This window comes from Sorangium sp. So ce367 (assembly GCF_051520455.1).
GTDB lineage: Bacteria > Myxococcota_A > Polyangia > Polyangiales > Polyangiaceae > Sorangium > Sorangium cellulosum_B.
The window spans coordinates 316,617-331,787 of the sequence record NZ_CP150334.1; the positions used below are offsets into that span (position 1 = coordinate 316,617).

The 15,171-nt window shown below is 70.6% G+C and carries 13 protein-coding genes and 2 pseudogenes; 7 read left to right on the top strand and 8 right to left on the bottom strand.

The features are described from left to right. Positions 1–7 precede the first annotated feature (7 nt). From WME97_RS01235 to WME97_RS01265, 7 genes and pseudogenes are all read left to right on the top strand, one after another. On the top strand, positions 8–427 hold the full coding sequence (locus WME97_RS01235; protein ID WP_437548807.1) for a hypothetical protein: 420 nt from the start codon (positions 8–10) through the stop codon (positions 425–427). A gap of 46 nt (positions 428–473) precedes the next feature. Continuing rightward, a complete protein-coding gene (locus tag WME97_RS01240) occupies positions 474–1,697 on the top strand; it encodes a YcaO-like family protein (RefSeq protein ID WP_437548808.1) in 1,224 nt (407 codons plus the stop codon). Continuing rightward, on the top strand, positions 1,694–3,085 hold the full coding sequence (locus tag WME97_RS01245) for a TfuA-like protein (protein WP_437548810.1): 1,392 nt from the start codon (positions 1,694–1,696) through the stop codon (positions 3,083–3,085). Before WME97_RS01240 ends, WME97_RS01245 begins: the two co-directional genes overlap by 4 nt. A gap of 66 nt (positions 3,086–3,151) precedes the next feature. Then, positions 3,152–3,268: pseudogene (locus WME97_RS01250) on the top strand (amidohydrolase family protein); the annotation flags it as partial. Positions 3,269–3,314: 46 nt separating this feature from the next. Further along, complete coding sequence (locus tag WME97_RS01255) at positions 3,315–4,265, top strand: BMA_0021/BMA_0022 family TOMM bacteriocin (RefSeq protein ID WP_437548812.1); 951 nt, start codon at positions 3,315–3,317, stop codon at positions 4,263–4,265. 377 nt (positions 4,266–4,642) lie between these two features. Beyond that, the gene (locus WME97_RS01260; protein ID WP_437548814.1) at positions 4,643–6,868 is read left to right on the top strand and encodes a TOMM precursor leader peptide-binding protein; all 2,226 of its coding nucleotides are present in this window, start codon (positions 4,643–4,645) and stop codon (positions 6,866–6,868) included. Between the two features lie 399 nt (positions 6,869–7,267). Further along, positions 7,268–7,690, top strand: coding sequence for a hypothetical protein (locus WME97_RS01265; protein WP_437548816.1), 423 nt, complete (start codon positions 7,268–7,270; stop codon positions 7,688–7,690). 230 nt (positions 7,691–7,920) lie between these two features. Here the strand turns inward: WME97_RS01265 and WME97_RS01270 are convergent, their stop codons facing one another. The 8 genes and pseudogenes from WME97_RS01270 to WME97_RS01305 form a co-directional block, all read right to left on the bottom strand. After that, positions 7,921–8,250 (bottom strand): type II toxin-antitoxin system RelE/ParE family toxin, encoded by a 330-nt coding sequence (locus WME97_RS01270; RefSeq protein WP_437548818.1) that lies wholly within the window; start codon positions 8,248–8,250, stop codon positions 7,921–7,923. Beyond that, on the bottom strand, positions 8,247–8,477 hold the full coding sequence (locus WME97_RS01275) for a hypothetical protein (RefSeq protein WP_437548819.1): 231 nt from the start codon (positions 8,475–8,477) through the stop codon (positions 8,247–8,249). Before WME97_RS01275 ends, WME97_RS01270 begins: the two co-directional genes overlap by 4 nt. A gap of 225 nt (positions 8,478–8,702) precedes the next feature. Beyond that, positions 8,703–9,965: pseudogene (cobJ, locus tag WME97_RS01280) on the bottom strand (precorrin-3B C(17)-methyltransferase). Beyond that, positions 9,958–11,097 carry a cobalt-precorrin 5A hydrolase gene (locus WME97_RS01285; RefSeq protein ID WP_437548821.1) on the bottom strand — a complete coding sequence of 380 codons (1,140 nt, stop codon included), beginning with the start codon at positions 11,095–11,097 and terminating at the stop codon, positions 9,958–9,960. Before WME97_RS01285 ends, cobJ begins: the two are co-directional and overlap by 8 nt. Further along, positions 11,094–11,894, bottom strand: coding sequence for a precorrin-2 C(20)-methyltransferase (gene cobI / locus WME97_RS01290; RefSeq protein WP_437548823.1), 801 nt, complete (start codon positions 11,892–11,894; stop codon positions 11,094–11,096). Before cobI ends, WME97_RS01285 begins: the two co-directional genes overlap by 4 nt. Further along, entirely contained in the window at positions 11,891–13,210 is a 1,320-nt protein-coding gene (gene cbiE / locus WME97_RS01295) for a precorrin-6y C5,15-methyltransferase (decarboxylating) subunit CbiE (RefSeq protein ID WP_437548824.1), read from the bottom strand. The genes cobI and cbiE overlap by 4 nt, the downstream gene beginning before the upstream one ends. Then, positions 13,207–13,935, bottom strand: a complete 729-nt coding sequence (locus WME97_RS01300) for a precorrin-8X methylmutase (RefSeq protein WP_437548826.1) — start codon at positions 13,933–13,935, stop codon at positions 13,207–13,209. Before WME97_RS01300 ends, cbiE begins: the two co-directional genes overlap by 4 nt. Continuing rightward, positions 13,932–15,068, bottom strand: coding sequence for a cobalt-precorrin-5B (C(1))-methyltransferase (locus WME97_RS01305; RefSeq protein ID WP_437548827.1), 1,137 nt, complete (start codon positions 15,066–15,068; stop codon positions 13,932–13,934). Before WME97_RS01305 ends, WME97_RS01300 begins: the two co-directional genes overlap by 4 nt. Positions 15,069–15,171 lie beyond the last annotated feature (103 nt).

The following is a 15,171-nucleotide window of genomic DNA, read 5'->3' on the forward strand; positions in this document are numbered from 1 at the left end:
GGAGACGATGAAGGATGAGAATGCAACCAGCGCGGCACAGAAGGGGACGACGGACGACAGGAGCACGACCGGCGCGGCAAAGGAGGACACGAGGGGTGATAAAGAGGCGCCGGATGACCAATGCTGGGGTTTTACGATGATCCTGGCCGTGCCGAACAAAGAGGGTACCGAGACCCTGTACTACGAGGTGCCCTCGGACGTGTTGACGAAGAAGCGCTATCGCAGGCCAGCAGATTCAGTACAATCGTGGTGCAACGATCTGGTGGATATGGGCGCGCAGATAGGACATGTGGCGGACGAGCCGGATCCCCAGCAGCTGGTGGACATGGACGCGCGGGCAGGACACGAGAAAGCACCGAAAGTACCGGTGAGCTCGGATTTCTGCGGCACCTACCTGGTCAACCTCACCAGCTTCAGGCGCCGGTAGCCGAGGGCGCCTGAGCCCGCGCCGCTCGCTGCGAGATCCTGACGACATGACCCCGCCCTCCACGCACAAGACCTTTCTCCGAGGCACGCACCGCCTGGTCAGCCCGGCGGAGACCGTCGAGCGGGTGCTCCCGATGACGCGCGCCATGGGGATCACCCGGGTCGCCGACGTCACCGGGCTGGACGTCGTCGGGATCCCGGTGGTGATGGTGTGCCGACCCAACTCCCGATCCGTGTCGGTCTCGCAGGGAAAAGGGCTCGATATCGACGCCGCGCGCGCGTCCGGGCTGATGGAGGCCATCGAGCAGTGGCACGCCGAGCACATCCTGCAGCCGCTCCTCTTCTGCACCGCTGCGGAGCTCTCGGCGCGGCACCGCCTCGTCGATCTCGCCGGGCTGCCGCGGCTCTCGATCGGCTCCTTCCACCCTCATCATAAGATGCTCTGGATCGAGGGTGAAGACGTCATGAGCGGCGGTCCGCTGTGGGTGCCGCTCGAGGTGGTCCACTCCGACTACACCGTGCCGCTGCCGCCCGGCAGCGGGTGCTTCTTGACCACGTCGACGGGGCTCGCATCGGGCAACCACCGGCTCGAGGCCGTGCTCCACGGGCTCTACGAGGTCGTCGAGCGCGACGCCGTGGCGCTTTGGCGCGCGGCCGGGCCGGCGGGCCGCGCGCGGACGCGCCTGGATCTCGATACGGTGGATGATCCGACCTGCCGCGACGTGCTGGCCCGCTTCGATCGGGCCGAACTCGCGGTGGGCGTGTGGGACGCGAGCAGCGAGCTCGGGCTGCCGGTCTTCGTGGCGGAGATCGTCGACCGCGTGCCTCACCCGGGCCGCGTCCTTTACGTGAGCGGCGGTCAGGGGTGCCACCGCTCCCGCGCCGTCGCCCTGGCGCGCGCCCTGACCGAGGCCGCCCAGAGCCGTCTGACCGCCATCGCGGGGGCGCGCGACGACGTCGACCGGGCCTCGTACGAGCTGTTTCGGTCGCCGCCGCGGATCGCCGCGGCGCGCTCGGAGATCGAGCGGTTCGAGGGGCGGCGGCGCTCCTTCGGCGCCGCGAGCGACGGGTTCAGCGAGCGCTTCGACGAGGATCTCGCCGCCGTGCTCGCTGCGCTGCGCAGCGCAGGGCTCCGCCAGGTCGCGGTCGTGGATCTCACGCGGCCAGAGCTCGGACTGCCCGTCGTCCGCGTCGTCGTGCCCGGGCTGGAAAGCATGTGGGATGCCCCTGGGTACACGCCTGGACCGCGCGCGCAGGCGGTGTCGTCGTGATCGTCCTGTTCACCGGGCCCAGCCTTCCGCCCGCGGAGGTGCCCGGGCTCCCGGAGCTGCGGGTCTTGCCGCCCGTCGCCCAAGGAGACGTCTACCGGGCCGCGCGCGAGCGACCGTGGGGGATTGGCATCGTGGACGGCTTCTTCGAGCGCGTCCCGGCGGTCTGGCACAAGGAGATCCTCTGGGCGATGTCCCAGGGCGTCCATGTGTTCGGGGCGTCGAGCATGGGCGCGCTCCGAGCCGCCGAGCTGGCCGACTTCGGCATGGTCGGCGTGGGCCGGATCTTCGAGCATTATCGTTCGGGCGCGCTCGGCGCCGACGACGAAGTCGCGGTCGCGCACGCATCCGCCGAGCACGGCTATCGGTGCACGTCGGAGGCCCTCGTCAATATCCGTGCGACGCTCGGCGCCGCCGTCGAGGCGAATATCTGCGATCCGGCGCTCGCCGAGCGACTCGTCGCCATCTCCAGAGCCCTGTTCTACCCCGATCGCACCTGGCCAGCGGTGCTCCAGGCGGCCCGAGCCGCGCAGGAGGCCCCGCACATGCTCGACGCGCTGAAGCGGTGGCTCCCCGCCGGGCGCGTGGACCAGAAGCGCCTCGACGCGCTCGCCATGATCGAGGCCATGCAGGCCGCGTGCGCCATGCATCGAGGACCGCTGGAGCCCGGCTTCATCTTCCAACGTACCGACGTCTGGGAGCGGGCCCTCGATCGCATGCGCGCGACTCGGCTCGACCTTGACCCCAGCGCGGACGTCGAAGCCCTGCTCGACGAGCTGCGCCTGCTCGGGGACGAGCCGCTCTACACCCTCGCGATCCGGGGCGCGCTGCTGCGCGGCCTCGCCGAAGAGGCGGCGGAGCGCAACGGGGTGAAGGTCGGCCCTGGACACCTCGAACGCACGGCGATGGAGTTCCGGCGTGAGCGAGGGCTGTACACCGGGCCCTCGACCCGCGCGTGGCTCGGCGAGCAGGGGCTCGACGCCAAGTCCTTCGCCGACTTGATGGCACGAGAAGCGAAGCTCCGCTGGACGGCCGCCGTGTGCGAGCCGGAGGTCCGCCGTCACCTCGTCGACCAGCTACGCGCCATGGGCTGCTACGGGCGTCTCGAGAAGCAGGCTCGCGCCAAGCAGGCCGTGATGGCGGGTGAGCGGCTGGACGCTCTGGATCTGGCGGGCAGCGGCGTGAGCGACACGGACGCGTTGTGGCGGTGGTATTTCAACGAGCGGCTCGGCAAGCCGGTTCCCGAGGATCTGGAGACCTACGCCGCGCTCTTCGGCTTTGCGAGCGCAGGAGCGCTGCTCCGATCGGTGCTGATCGACCGCTGGTGCACGAGGCTCCGTCGAACACCTGACATGCGCTCTTCCGATGCCGATGCCGACAACGAGCCTTGAGGGCGGCGGCGGGGGCAGCGCCGCTCCCTTTACCCACCTGCGCGCCGCCTATCTGCGAGCCATCGCTTCGTCGAGTCGGGCTGCGGGTGGTTGCCCTACTGGCTCTGGCGCCTCGACGAGATCGAGTATATGCAGCTGAGCAACGAGGTCAGCGGTCGCGTGAACCAGCGCCCATTAAGCTACTCCGCGCACACTTCATCGCGAACGACGGTCAAGCAAAGAGGGGCTCATGAGCACGAACCAATTGACGGAGTTTCGCTCGACGTACCTGCGCGCGATCGCAGAGGCATGGGCCGATCCGGACGGTTTTGGCAAGGAGTTGACCGGGGGCAACCCCGCTTCCGCGCTCAAGGATCGATTTGGCTATATCTGGCCATGGCCAAGGACGTGCGAGCTTCAGATCGCACGAGCGGACGAGGACTTCAGGTGGATCCACGATGAGTGGGTCTGGCCCAGCGACCTGCTCGACTGCTTGACGCTGCGCCTGCCGCTCGCGCCCAAGCGTTCCGCAGCTCGTCCAGGGTACGATGATCTGCGGGAAGACCTCCGTCCGGAGGACTACGCGAGGGCGCTCGGGGATTATTACAAGCAGCGCCCGTCGCTGTTCAGCGATCAATCGAGCCGGGAGCACGATCCGCACGGGGTTCATGCGCGCCCTCAGGACAGAGGGGGCGGGCTCAACATGCGGGCGGACCACGGGGTGCAGCTCGTCCGTCGCCCCGAACGAGGGCGGGAGCACGCGGGGTGCTGTCATGAGGGCGAAGAGGCGGGTCAAGAGCGTGTCGGCCTCCACAGCGGCCCTCCTGCGGGGGGCTTCGTTCCCGACGACAGCTTGTTCGCCGAGTTCAACGTCGTGCTGCTCGCGGCGATGGCCAAAGCCTGGAGCGACCAGGAATTTCGACGAGCGCTCACGATCGACCTTGCCTCGGCGCTGCGAACCATCCGAGGTTACAGGCTACCCTGGACGATGAGCCTGCGCGTCGAGGAGGACGGCGCAGCCCGGTGGCATCCGCCGGGATCTCCGCTCGACAAGGACCATCCGTCGTACTGGGGTTCGCTCCAGCCTCATACGCTCAAGCTCTATCTGCCCACGAAGCCGAGCAACGTGGACTCCGAGCCCATCGCGCTCGCCGTATACAACGCGAGGGGAGCAGCGTACCCGTTCACTTGCTGCTGCTGATCGGGGGACGAGACCAGGACCGACGATGGATCCGCTGGAGCTGGGCCGGGCGCTGAGAGCCGTTCGCGCCCTTCAGGCCGCCCGAGTCGCTGGCCAGGCGGATGAACCGCCTGGGCGAGCACGCGCTCCTGCCCACGCCCCGATGGTCGACGAGGTGATGGCGTTGCGGGGCGCGCTCGGGGATGATGCGCTGCGGGCGATCCTCTGGGAGAGCCCTTGCGGCCTCATGGGGATGTAGTGGAACGCCCGCGTGCGACGCCGCTCGGCCAGGATTCTGGCGGGTCTTGGGAGCGAGGCGATCCCCGGCCATCCAGCGGTCGCTCTCCTCGAGCGCGCCACTTGCACTTGCTCATCGGCGGGTGAAACCAGGAACGACGATGGATCCTCTGGAGCTGAGCCAGGTTCTGGCGTTCAAGCCCACGCTGCGCGTCGAGCGCATGGATGCGGGCGTGGTCTTCCTGATCGGCGAGCGCGAGCGCTTCGTCGTCTCCGGCGCCTGCGCCGCCGAGGTGGCCGCGCTCGTCAACGGCCGGCGCACGGTCGACGAGATCCTGCGCGCCGCGCGCGATCGGTTCTCCGAGCCTGAGACCCTGTATGCCCTGAGCCGGCTCGCGGCGCGTGGCTACCTGGTCCCCGCAACGCCGGAGCTGCCCTCCGAGCACGCGGCGTTCTGGCATGGGGTGGGTCTCGACGGCAAGGCGGCCGCCGAGGCCCTGAGCCGGACTCCGGTGTCGGTCCTGGCCGTCGGCGAAGCCGCTCCCGCCGGGTGGATGACCGAGGCGCTCGAACAGGCAGGCGTGCGGATCGACGGCGATGCGGCGGTGCAGGTGGTCGTGGCCGACGACTACTTGCAGCCCGAGCTGGCCTCGATCAACCGCCGCGCGCTGCGCGAAGGAGCGCGCTGGTTCCTGATCAAGCCTGCCGGCGTCCAGCCGCTCATCGGGCCCGTCTTCGAGCCCGGCGCCGGCCCCTGCTGGGGTTGCCTGGCGTTCTGGATGCGCCAGAACCGCCCGGTCGAGGAGCTCGTTCGCCGGCGCCGGGGGCACGAAGGCCACGTCCCTCCCCCGAGGGCGGCCACCGAGGCGAGCGTACGGACCGCTTGCGGGCTCGGCGCCTCGGCCATCGCCCGCGCGCTCGCCAGGGAGGACACCAGCGCTCCCCAGGCGCTCGGTTCCCGGGTGCTCGCCCTTGACCTGGCCACGTTCGAGATCACCGCGCATGCGGTCGTCCGGAGGCCGCAGTGCCCGGCGTGCGGCGATCCGGCGCGGATGGCGGCCGTCGGCGAGCGCCCGGTCGAATTGCAGCCGGTGGAGAAGGCGCATTACGAGGACGGTGGATATCGCCGGCAGACCCCGCGGCGGACCTACGAGCGCTATCAGCACCTCGTCAGCCCGATCACCGGAGCCGTGACATACCTCGTGCCGATGCCGGGGCGGGACACCGAGCTCCGCGCCGTGTACGCGTCCGGCTACCTGGCCTGCCCTCGGGAGGACGTCCCGCGCACCAACGTCTTCGACAAGAGCTGCGCCGGCAAGGGGCGCAGCGCGGACCAGGCCAGGGTGAGCGCGCTCTGCGAGGCGCTCGAGCGCTACAGCGGCGTCTACCAGGGGGACGAGGCGCGCGTCCGCGCAAGCGAGGCCGAGCTCGGCCCGGCGGCGCTCTCGCTCGGCGATCTGCTGAACTTCAGCGAGGCGCAGTACCGCGAGCGCGCTCACCTCAACGCGCGGGCAGCGGATCGTCGCCAGTGGATACCCGAGCCGCTCGATGCCGGCACCAGGATCGACTGGACCCCGGCCTGGTCGCTGAGCAAGCGCGAGCGGCGCTATGTGCCGCTGGCCTACTGCTACGCCGAGGCCCCGGCCGAGAGCGGCACCGCGTTCTGCGGCCCCTGCAGCAACGGCGTGGCGGCCGGCACTTGCCTCGAAGAGGCCGTGCTGCAGGGCCTGCTCGAGCTCGTGGAGCGCGATGCCGCCGCGGTCTGGTGGTACAACCGGGTCGCGCGCCCGGCCATCGCGCTCGACAGCTTCCGGGACCCGTACTTCGAAGCCCTCCAGGCGGACTATGATCGCCTCGGCTGGGCCGTCTGGGTGCTCGATCTGACGCACGATCTCGGTATCCCCACCTGCGTCGCGCTCGCCCACGACGCCCGTGAGGATCGATTCAGCATCGGGTTCGGCTGCCACCTCGACCCGCGCCTCGCTGTGCAGCGATCGCTCACCGAGCTGAACCAGCTCTTCGATCCCGGCGGCACGCGCCGGGCGCCGTGGGACCTCGAGCGGCTGCCTGACCGAGCGCATCTCTTCCCCCACCCGGAATTCCCGCGGATCGCGGCGGGGAGCTTGTCCCGGATCTGCGGCCCCGATCTGCGCGCTGACATCGAGGAATGCATGAGGCGCCTCGACGAGGCGGGCCTGGAGCTCATCGCTGTGGACAAGACCCGCCCCGACATCGGCTTGCCCGTGGCCCAGGTGATCGTCCCAGGGCTACGCCATTTCTGGCCCCGGTTCGGCCCGGGGAGGCTCTATCAGGTGCCCTGCGCGCTGGGGTGGCGCGATCGCCCGCTCTCCGAGGGCGAGCTGAACCCGGTCCCGCTGTTCGTCTAGCCGCGATAACCGCCTCGGCGTTCAGCGGAGCCGCCGGGCCTGCGTCCGTGGGACGCGCTGTGTCCTGCCGAGACGCGAGCGCCCAGTGCCTGAGGGGCTCAGTTCTCGCCAGCTGAGCCGGCGTCCGGGGGGGACGCGCCGTGTCCTGCCCAGACGCAGGCCCCCGGGCGGTACGGTGCCCATTGAACGGATTCGGGCGCTTGCCCGCGCTGCCTCGGCCGACGCCGCCCAGCCCGCCCGGCGGCACGGGCGTTGCAATCTGCAATGCACGAGCGTCGCGGCGCGACCGCTCACCATGGGCTCGCCGCGCACGAGATGGAGCGCATCCCCTGGTCTGGCTCAGGCTGAGGGACCTGGCGACGCTCACCTGTCCTGATCGTGAGAGAATGAGGTAAGAACATGTCCATACTCGTAAATGCCCCGTCGTTCGATAAGCTGGGCCTGCAAGCGACCCCCCCGCCCATCGGGTATGCCGTACCCGTCGAGATTCCTGTGTCCGTGTGGCCCACGGACGGCAGCACGAGCATCAGCAAGCTCAAGCTGACCGTGGCAGGGAAGACCACGGGCCTCGTGCAGCTCAATGGTTGGAGGATGGCCTTCGCTAAAAACAAGGATATGACGGATGCGACGCTCGACTCCATCACCATCACATTCGATACGTTCAGCAATACCACCACGCAGAGCGTGTGGGTCCAGCTGGTTCAGGGCTCCTCCAGGACACAAGGTAGTTATACCCTGACGGTGACTCCCGCGTCCTATACGGCATCGACGGAAGATGAGTACAACGTCGGGATCCCCGGTACGGGTCAAGTTACCAATTGAACCCATGAGCCTCGGCGAGTGCCGACGCCTGGTGTATCAGGTAGCACTCGCCGAGCGGGTGGTTTGCTGAAGGCCACCCGGCGGGCCTCGGTTCCCCCATGGCCCAGCCAGCGCGCGTCGCGCTCGGCCGGCGCCTTGGCGTCGTGGAGCGGGTCATCGGGGTCGTGGCTGTCGACGAGCCGCCCCAGCCGCTCGCTCATGAGCCGGCTCGCATGGGGGAGCACGCCGCCTCAGCGTATCTTCTTTACTTCCTTCACGGGATTCAAGCTGGGCGGCTTGCCGCGCAAGCAACTCCAGATAGCGAGCACCCCGATGAGGCGCATCTCCGGCTCAACGGCGTAATACACATAGTACTGCGTCCGCGAGAGCAAGACACGGCGCACTCCATCCTTCGCCTTGGGGCCGTAGGGGGCTCCCATCTCCGGCGTACGTAGAAGCGTGCGGAGCGCTGCGGCGAGTTCATCGGCGAACAGCGACGGCGCTGCGGGACGGTTTTCGCGCCACCATGCATCCGCCGCGCGCGCCTGCTCGGCCGATCTCCCCAGGAATCGGACCTTCACCCGCGCGCCTGCAGCTCGGCGAGCAGCACGTCGGCCTCGACACCTGCCCCTGTTCGCATCTCGGCGAGCCCCTCTTCGAGGGCCGCGTGCAGCTCTGCGCGCTCCTCGTCGTCGAGCTCGTCGCCCGGATCGGCGATGACGAGATCGAGCACCATGCCCTCCGGCAGATCCGTGGGCTCGTCCACGACGATGCGGCCGTTCTGGACGCGGGCCTTGAGCGCTTGCACGTCGCGAAGCGTAGCGCCGTCATCACCTTGTTGCACCAAGGAGCAGCGGCATCCCGCCGTCGTGGCCACGGTGCGCCATGGAACAGCGGCATCCTCGACGTCACAGGAGCCCGGGCGTGGGACGCACATCTTCCCGGGTATCTCCGCGCGGCCAGCGTGCGGGTCGCCCTGAGCACCCCGACGTCCGGGCGAGCGGCCGGAGCGTCCTCCCCGTGCCCGATCGCACTACAGGCAGCGCAGCACGTTGTCGCGCACGAGCTGCCAGATCGGCTCGGGGATGTCGCCCAGCCAGCGCGCGTCCCGCTCGACAGGCGCCTCGGCGTCGTCGAGCGGGTCGTCGTGGCTGTAGACGAGCCGCCACAGCCGCTCGCTCACCGAGCCATTCCGGTCGATCACGAAGCGATGGACGAGCTTCTTCGCGAGCTCCTCGCCCTCGACGTCGAGCAGCAGCACCGGCGGCGCCACCTTCACCTCGCGCAGCGGCTTGAGCCGGACATAAGCCCCCTTCACGAGATCGACCTCGTCCGGGGGCTCGAACCCCGCCGCGCGGAAGTCGCACGGCGCCTTGGTGTTGCCGATGAGGTAATACGCCCCCTGGGTCTCGGCGAGGATCGCGCCGCCCAGCCTCCCTACGCGTGCCATCTAGACCTCCTCCGCAGTGCCGCTCTCGTCCGAGAGCACGAGCGAGCGCCCCGGCGTCTGGCCGGGGAGCGCGGCTCCATCCCATGTGTACTTGTTGGTATACCCGCGCGGGGTGACCATGTACCCCTCGAACATGAAGGTGTTGGTCGACCCGACGAGCACCGTGGTCAGCATCCCGATCTCGTACTCGAGGAAATGGTCGAGATCGGTGAGCACCGCGCTCTCCAGCTTGCGGTAGGCGCTCTTCACCAGCGCGACCGGCGTCGTGCCCGCGCGGTGCTGGCGGATGATCTCCTGCGCCCGCACGATCTGGCGCGTGCGCCGCCCGCTCGCCGGATTGTAAAGGCCGATGACGAAGTCGGCCCCGGCGGCGGCCTCGAGCCGCCGCTCGATCGCGGGCCATGGGGTCAAGAGGTCGGACAGGGAGATGGCGCAGAAGTCGTGTCCGAGCGGCGCGCCGACGAGCGACGCGCACGCGTTGAGCGCGGTCATGCCGGGCACGATGCGGAGCTCCGGCGACTCGCCCCGCTTCCAGCCGATCTCCTCCAGCACCTGGAAGACGAGCCCGGCCATGCCGTAAACGCCCGCGTCGCCCGACGAGATGATCGCCACGCGCGCCCCGTCCCGCGCCCGCTCCACCGCGGCGCGCGCCCGGCCGATCTCCTCGGTCATGCCGGTCTTGATGATCTCCTTGCCCTCGATCAGGTGCTTCACCAGCCGGATGTAGGTCGTGTACCCGACGATGAGGTCCGAGGCCGCGATCGCCTCGAGGGCGGCGCGGGACGCGTGCTCCTCGGCGCCAGGGCCGATCCCGACGATCGACAGGACTCCTTTGCTGTCACCCATGGCTCTCCTCCACGTTGCGCTTCGAGAAGGGGACGCGCGCCACGGCGAGCGTCATGGACCGCCCCACGCCCTCCTCGGTGTACGCCCGCTTCGGCACGAGCAGCTTGGCGGCCCCCGCCGCCCGCAGCGCGGCCGGCTCGGCGACGCCCCGGGCGCCGACGTGCTTCTTCACCGTCTCCGACGGGTTCTCGATGCCCTCGGTCGCGTCGAGCTCCTCGGGCGTGAACGTGACGAGCGGCCACCCCCGCCGCGCCGACAGCGCGAGCAGCGCCTCCTCGTCGGCCTTCTTGTCGATCGTCGCCAGCGCCTTCACCGATCTCGCCGATAGCCCGTGCTCCTCGAGCAGCCGGTCGACGCCGCGCTCCACCATGTCGAGCGGCGCGCCGCGATCGCAGCCGACGCCGAGGACCAGGCTCTTCGGCCGGTAGACGACGGCGCGCTCGACGATCTCGGGGTGCGAGCGGGAGAGATCGCGGTCGCTCGCGACGAGCAGGATCTCCCACGCGCCGGGGTCCACGCCGTCGAGCGACGTCGCGTAACGCACGCCGGGCGGCAGGGGCGTCGCCTCGGGCCAGAACGAGGGCTCGCCGGTCTCCTGGACGAACAGCACCGGCGCGGCGTTCACGACGGCGGCGCAGCCGCGCGTCACGTTGCGATCGGGATCGTCAAGGGTCCATCCGAGGTCCCGGCCGAGGATGTCGACAGTCAGCGTCCCGAGCGCGTCGGACGCCGTGGTCACCACCGGCTGCGCGCCGAGTAGCCCTGCCACCTTCTCGGTGAACGCGTTGCCCCGCCCGACGTGCCCGGAGAGCACGCAGATCGAGAAGCGCGCCGTGTCGTCGACGCACACGACCGCAGGATCGACCTTCTTGTTCTTGAGCAGCGGCGCGATCATGCGCACGACCGCGCCGACGCTGATAACGAAGACGTGGCAGTCGTAGGCCGTGAACGCCTCGGTCAAGAGCGGCCCCATCGGCAGCGGCAGCGGCTTCGCACCCGCCGGCGCCCCGTCGAACAGCTTCTGCGACACGTAGAGATCCGCGCCCGGCAGCCCCTCGATGAGCTTGCGCGCGATGGAGATCCCGTGCCGGGTGATCGCGTAGATGGCGTAGGGCTTGCGCTCGGCGATCATGGGGCCTCCGGTTCGGTAACAGCCTTGTCGAAGCCGCCCGGCGGCGAGGCCGGGGCCTCGCCGACGAGCAGCCCGCTCCGCTCGCCGCGCGTGACAACGACCATGGCGAAGCAGTCGCCCCGCTCGCCCTGGGCGGCGCGGAGGTCCCGGACGATCCGCTGCTCGGGCATCGTCGCCTTGGACACGAACACGGCCCGATCGAGGAGGCCAGCGCGCGTGAGCGCCTCGGTCACCTTCGGCATCTCCGAGCCTATCTTCATGAGGACCACGGTGTCGAAGCGCTGGAGGACGTCGGTCAGGTCGTCGACGCCGTACGTGGCGGGCAGGATGGCGATGCGCTCCTGCCCGTCGGCGAGCGCGAGCCCGCTCACGGCAGGGACCGCCGTGACCGAGGTGACGCCGGGGACGACCTCGACCTCGAGCCCGGGGAAGCGGCGGAGCGCCTCGCGGCGCACATAGACGAAGGTGCTGAAGAGCGACGGATCCCCCTCGGTGGCGAACGCCACGGTGAGGCCGCGCGAGAGCCGGTCGCCGATCTGCTCGACGGCCGCGTCCACGTAGGGGCGGACGCGATCCGGATCCTTGCTCATGGGGAAGGTGAGGAGCAGCCGCTCCTTGTCCCGCTGCTTGCCGACGACGGGCTCGAGGATCCGGTAGGCCATCGAGGCGCCGAAGTCCGAGCTGCGGGGGAGCGCGAGCACGTCGGCCTCCTGCAGCACGCGCACGGCGCGCAGCGTGAGCAGGTCCGGCGCGCCGGGGCCGACGCCGACGCCGTAGAGCTTGCCGAGGCCGCTCATGACGCCTCCGAGGTGGACCGCCGCGCGCCGCCGGCCGCAGGCTGGGTCGGCGCTGCGCCCTCCACGGCCTCCTCGGCGTTCGCCGGCTTGGTCGCGGCGAAGATGTGGATCGGGTTCAGCGCCTCGTACCGCACGTAGCGCGCGAGCGGGACGCCGCGCGAGACCGAGAGCAGCGTGACCTCGGGGTCGAGCCCCCGCGCCCGCAGCGCGCGGTACGTCTCGGCGACGTTCTCCATCGTGATGGCGTTGACCACGAGCCGGCCGCCTGGCCGCAGCCGATCGAGCGCCACCGTGACGATCTCCTCCATGCTCCCCTTGCTCCCTCCGACGAACACCGCGTCCGGGTCCTCGAGCGCCGCGAGCGCCTCGGGCGCGCGGCCCGCGACGACGCGCACGTTGTCGACCCCGTGCGTGCGGACGTTGTCGCGGCAGATCTCCACGCCCTCCGGGTCGACCTCGATCGCATAGACCCGCCCGAGGGGGCAGAGCATCGCCGCCTCGATCGAGACCGACCCCGAGCCGGCGCCGACGTCCCAGACGACCGCGTCGGGGCGGATCGCCATCGAGGCGATCGAGAGCATGCGCACCTCGCGCTTCGTGATCAGCCCGTTCTTCGGCATGCGCTTCGCGAACGCGTCCTCGTGCAGGTAGGGGACGGCCGGCGGCGGGCGCCACGCGGGATCGCTCCGCAGGAGCAGGAGCACGTTCAGCGGGCCGATGTCCTCGCAGGCGGCGAGCGCGGCGAGATCGAACGCGCGCACGCGCTCGCCGGCGCCCGCGAGGCTCTCGCAGACCCACGCCTTCCAGCCGGCGTCGCCGTGCTCGAGGAGCCGCGCCGCGAGGCGGGCCGGGCTGTTCTCCCCGTCGGTCAGCACCGCGACCTTCGTGAGGCGGCGGAGGCGCGTCGCGAACCCCTCGGGGGAGCGCCCGTGGACCGAGACGAACGCGGCGTCGTCCCAGGCGATGCCGGTGCGCGCGAACGCCCACTGGACCGAGCTCAGGCTCGGGATGATCTCGACGTGCTCGCCGCCGAGCTTCCGGACGACGAGCGCGCCGACGCCGAAGAACAGCGGGTCGCCCGAGGCGAGGATGCACACGTTCTGCTCGGCGGACAGGGCGTCCACGCGGTCGAGCGCCGCGGACAGGCCGCCCTTCAGGGCGATCTTCTCCCCGCGGAACTGGGGGAAGAACTCGAGGTGCCGCTCGCCCCCCACGAGCACCTCGGCGCGGGCGACCGCGGACGCGGCGCGGCTCGAGAGGCTGGCGCACCCGTCGTCGCCGATGCCGACGACGGTGACGGCGCGGCGCGCGCTCATCGCGCCACCTTGGCCGTTCCGGAGGAGCCCGCGGATGCTGTCGATCCCGGCGATTCCGCCGAGTCCGCCGACAGGAGCAGCAGCGCGTGGACGATCGCGACGGCGATGGGGCTTCCGCCCTTGCGGCCGCGCGCCACGATGAAGGGGAGCCCGGACTCGAGGAGGGCCTCCTTGGACTCCGCCGCCGACACGAAGCCGACCGGCACGCCGATCACGAGCGCCGGCCGCGCCCCCTCCTCCCGGGCGAGGCGCACGACCTCGAGCAGCGCCGTGGGCGCGTTGCCGATGGCGACGATCGCGCCGTCGAGGAGCCCGAGCCGGTGCGCCTTGCGCATCGACTCGATCGCGCGGGTCGAGCCGGCCGCGGAGGCGGCCTGGATGACGTCGTCGTCCGAGATGAAGCAGTGGATCGCGCAGCCGTAGGACGCGAGCCGCTGCTCGTTCAGGCCGACGCCGATCATCTTCACGTCGACGAGGACCGGCGCGCCGCCCCGGAGCGCCGCGATGCCCCGCGCGATCGCCTCGGGGTGGAGCCGCATGAGCGACGAGAACTCGAAGTCCGCTGTCGCGTGGATCACGCGGCGGACGACCTGCCACTCGGCCTCCGGGAAGCCGTGCGCGCCGGCCTCCTCGTCGATGATCGCGAAGCTCTTGTCCTCGATGCGCCGCCCGAGCGCGGTCATCTGCCGCATGTCGTTCACCGCGCGCGCCTCATCACTGCTCATGGCTCCTCCGCTCTCTCCGCACCGATGGCACCGGCGGTCCCGGCCGGATATCGGCCGAGCAGCGCCCCGTTGAAATCGACGAGGCAGGCGTGCACCTCGAGGGCGCCGCCCGCGTGACGCGAGGTGTGCTCGACGACGCGCCGGCAGATCCCCCCGGGCACGCCGGTGAGCCCCTCGCGCTGGCACAGCTCGAGCACGTGCCGCGCGGTGTTCGCCTGCCGGATCTCGGCGGCGATCTCCGGCCGCGCGCCGAGCTCCTCGGCGATCTGCGCGAGCAGCTCCATGCTCACCTCCGAGCCTGCGGCGTGCGTCATCATCTTGCCGTCGGCCATCTTCGAGAGCTTGCCGATCATGCCGACGATGATCGCGCGGGCGATCCGCCGCCGCGCCGCGTGGCGGACCCCGGTGCCGATGAAGTCGCCCACCTGGATGAACGCCTCCTCCGGGAGCTCCGGGTAGAGCTTCATCGCGTACGCCTCGGATTTGCCGCCGGTCGTCAGCGCGAGCGCCGCGATGCCGCGCTCCGCGGCGACGTCGATCGCCTGCACGACGCTCGCGCGGAAGGCGGCGGTCGAGTACGGCTTCACGATCCCGCTCGTCCCGAGGATGGAGATGCCTCCGATGAGCCCGAGCCGCGCGTTGATGGTCTGCTTCGCCATCTCCTCGCCCTGGGGGACGCTGAGGGTCACCGTGGCCCCGGCGAAGCCCGATCCCTCGAGCTCCTCGAGGACCATCTCGGTGATGTTCCGGCGCGGCACGGGGTTCACGGCCGGCGCGCCGACGGGCAGCCCGAGCCCCGGCTTGGTCACGACGGCGACGCCCGCGCCGCCGCGGATCTCCACGCCGGGCTCGTGGCGGAGCTCGACCTCGGCGACGAGCTCGGCGCCGTGGGTGCAGTCGGGATCGTCGCCGGCGTCCTTGATGACGCTGCACGTGGCGCGCGGCCCGTCGCGATCGCAGCGCCTCAGCGGGAAGGTGACCTTCTGCCCGTTCGGCAGGGTGGTCTCGATGGCGTCGACCGCCGCGCCGCGCGCCAGCACGCGCGCCGCCGCCTTGGCCGCGGCGGCCGCGCACGCGCCCGTCGTGAACCCCTCGCGCTGCCCCTTCGGGTCTCTTGGCCGGAGCTCTGCCATCGCAGGTGCCGGAACGACTACAACGATTTTCGCGCGGCGTTGTGGGAGAAGCTTTCGAGGCGCGCGCCGCCCTCGGGCGGCGTGACGATTTCCCGCCCTCCTG

What these genes read in the sequence shown, in the direction of transcription:
- WME97_RS01305 (WP_437548827.1), bottom strand. Translation starts at nt 15,068, where the DNA reads ATGGCAGAGCTCCGGCCAAGAGACCCGAAGGGGCAGCGCGAGGGGTTC.
- WME97_RS01255 (WP_437548812.1), top strand. Translation starts at nt 3,315, where the DNA reads ATGAGCACGAACCAATTGACGGAGTTTCGCTCGACGTACCTGCGCGCG.
- WME97_RS01240 (WP_437548808.1), top strand. Translation starts at nt 474, where the DNA reads ATGACCCCGCCCTCCACGCACAAGACCTTTCTCCGAGGCACGCACCGC.
- cbiE (WP_437548824.1), bottom strand. Translation starts at nt 13,210, where the DNA reads ATGAGCGCGCGCCGCGCCGTCACCGTCGTCGGCATCGGCGACGACGGG.
- WME97_RS01300 (WP_437548826.1), bottom strand. Translation starts at nt 13,935, where the DNA reads ATGAGCAGTGATGAGGCGCGCGCGGTGAACGACATGCGGCAGATGACC.
- WME97_RS01265 (WP_437548816.1), top strand. Translation starts at nt 7,268, where the DNA reads ATGTCCATACTCGTAAATGCCCCGTCGTTCGATAAGCTGGGCCTGCAA.
- WME97_RS01285 (WP_437548821.1), bottom strand. Translation starts at nt 11,097, where the DNA reads ATGATCGCCGAGCGCAAGCCCTACGCCATCTACGCGATCACCCGGCAC.
- WME97_RS01260 (WP_437548814.1), top strand. Translation starts at nt 4,643, where the DNA reads ATGGATCCTCTGGAGCTGAGCCAGGTTCTGGCGTTCAAGCCCACGCTG.
- cobI (WP_437548823.1), bottom strand. Translation starts at nt 11,894, where the DNA reads ATGAGCGGCCTCGGCAAGCTCTACGGCGTCGGCGTCGGCCCCGGCGCG.
- WME97_RS01235 (WP_437548807.1), top strand. Translation starts at nt 8, where the DNA reads ATGAAGGATGAGAATGCAACCAGCGCGGCACAGAAGGGGACGACGGAC.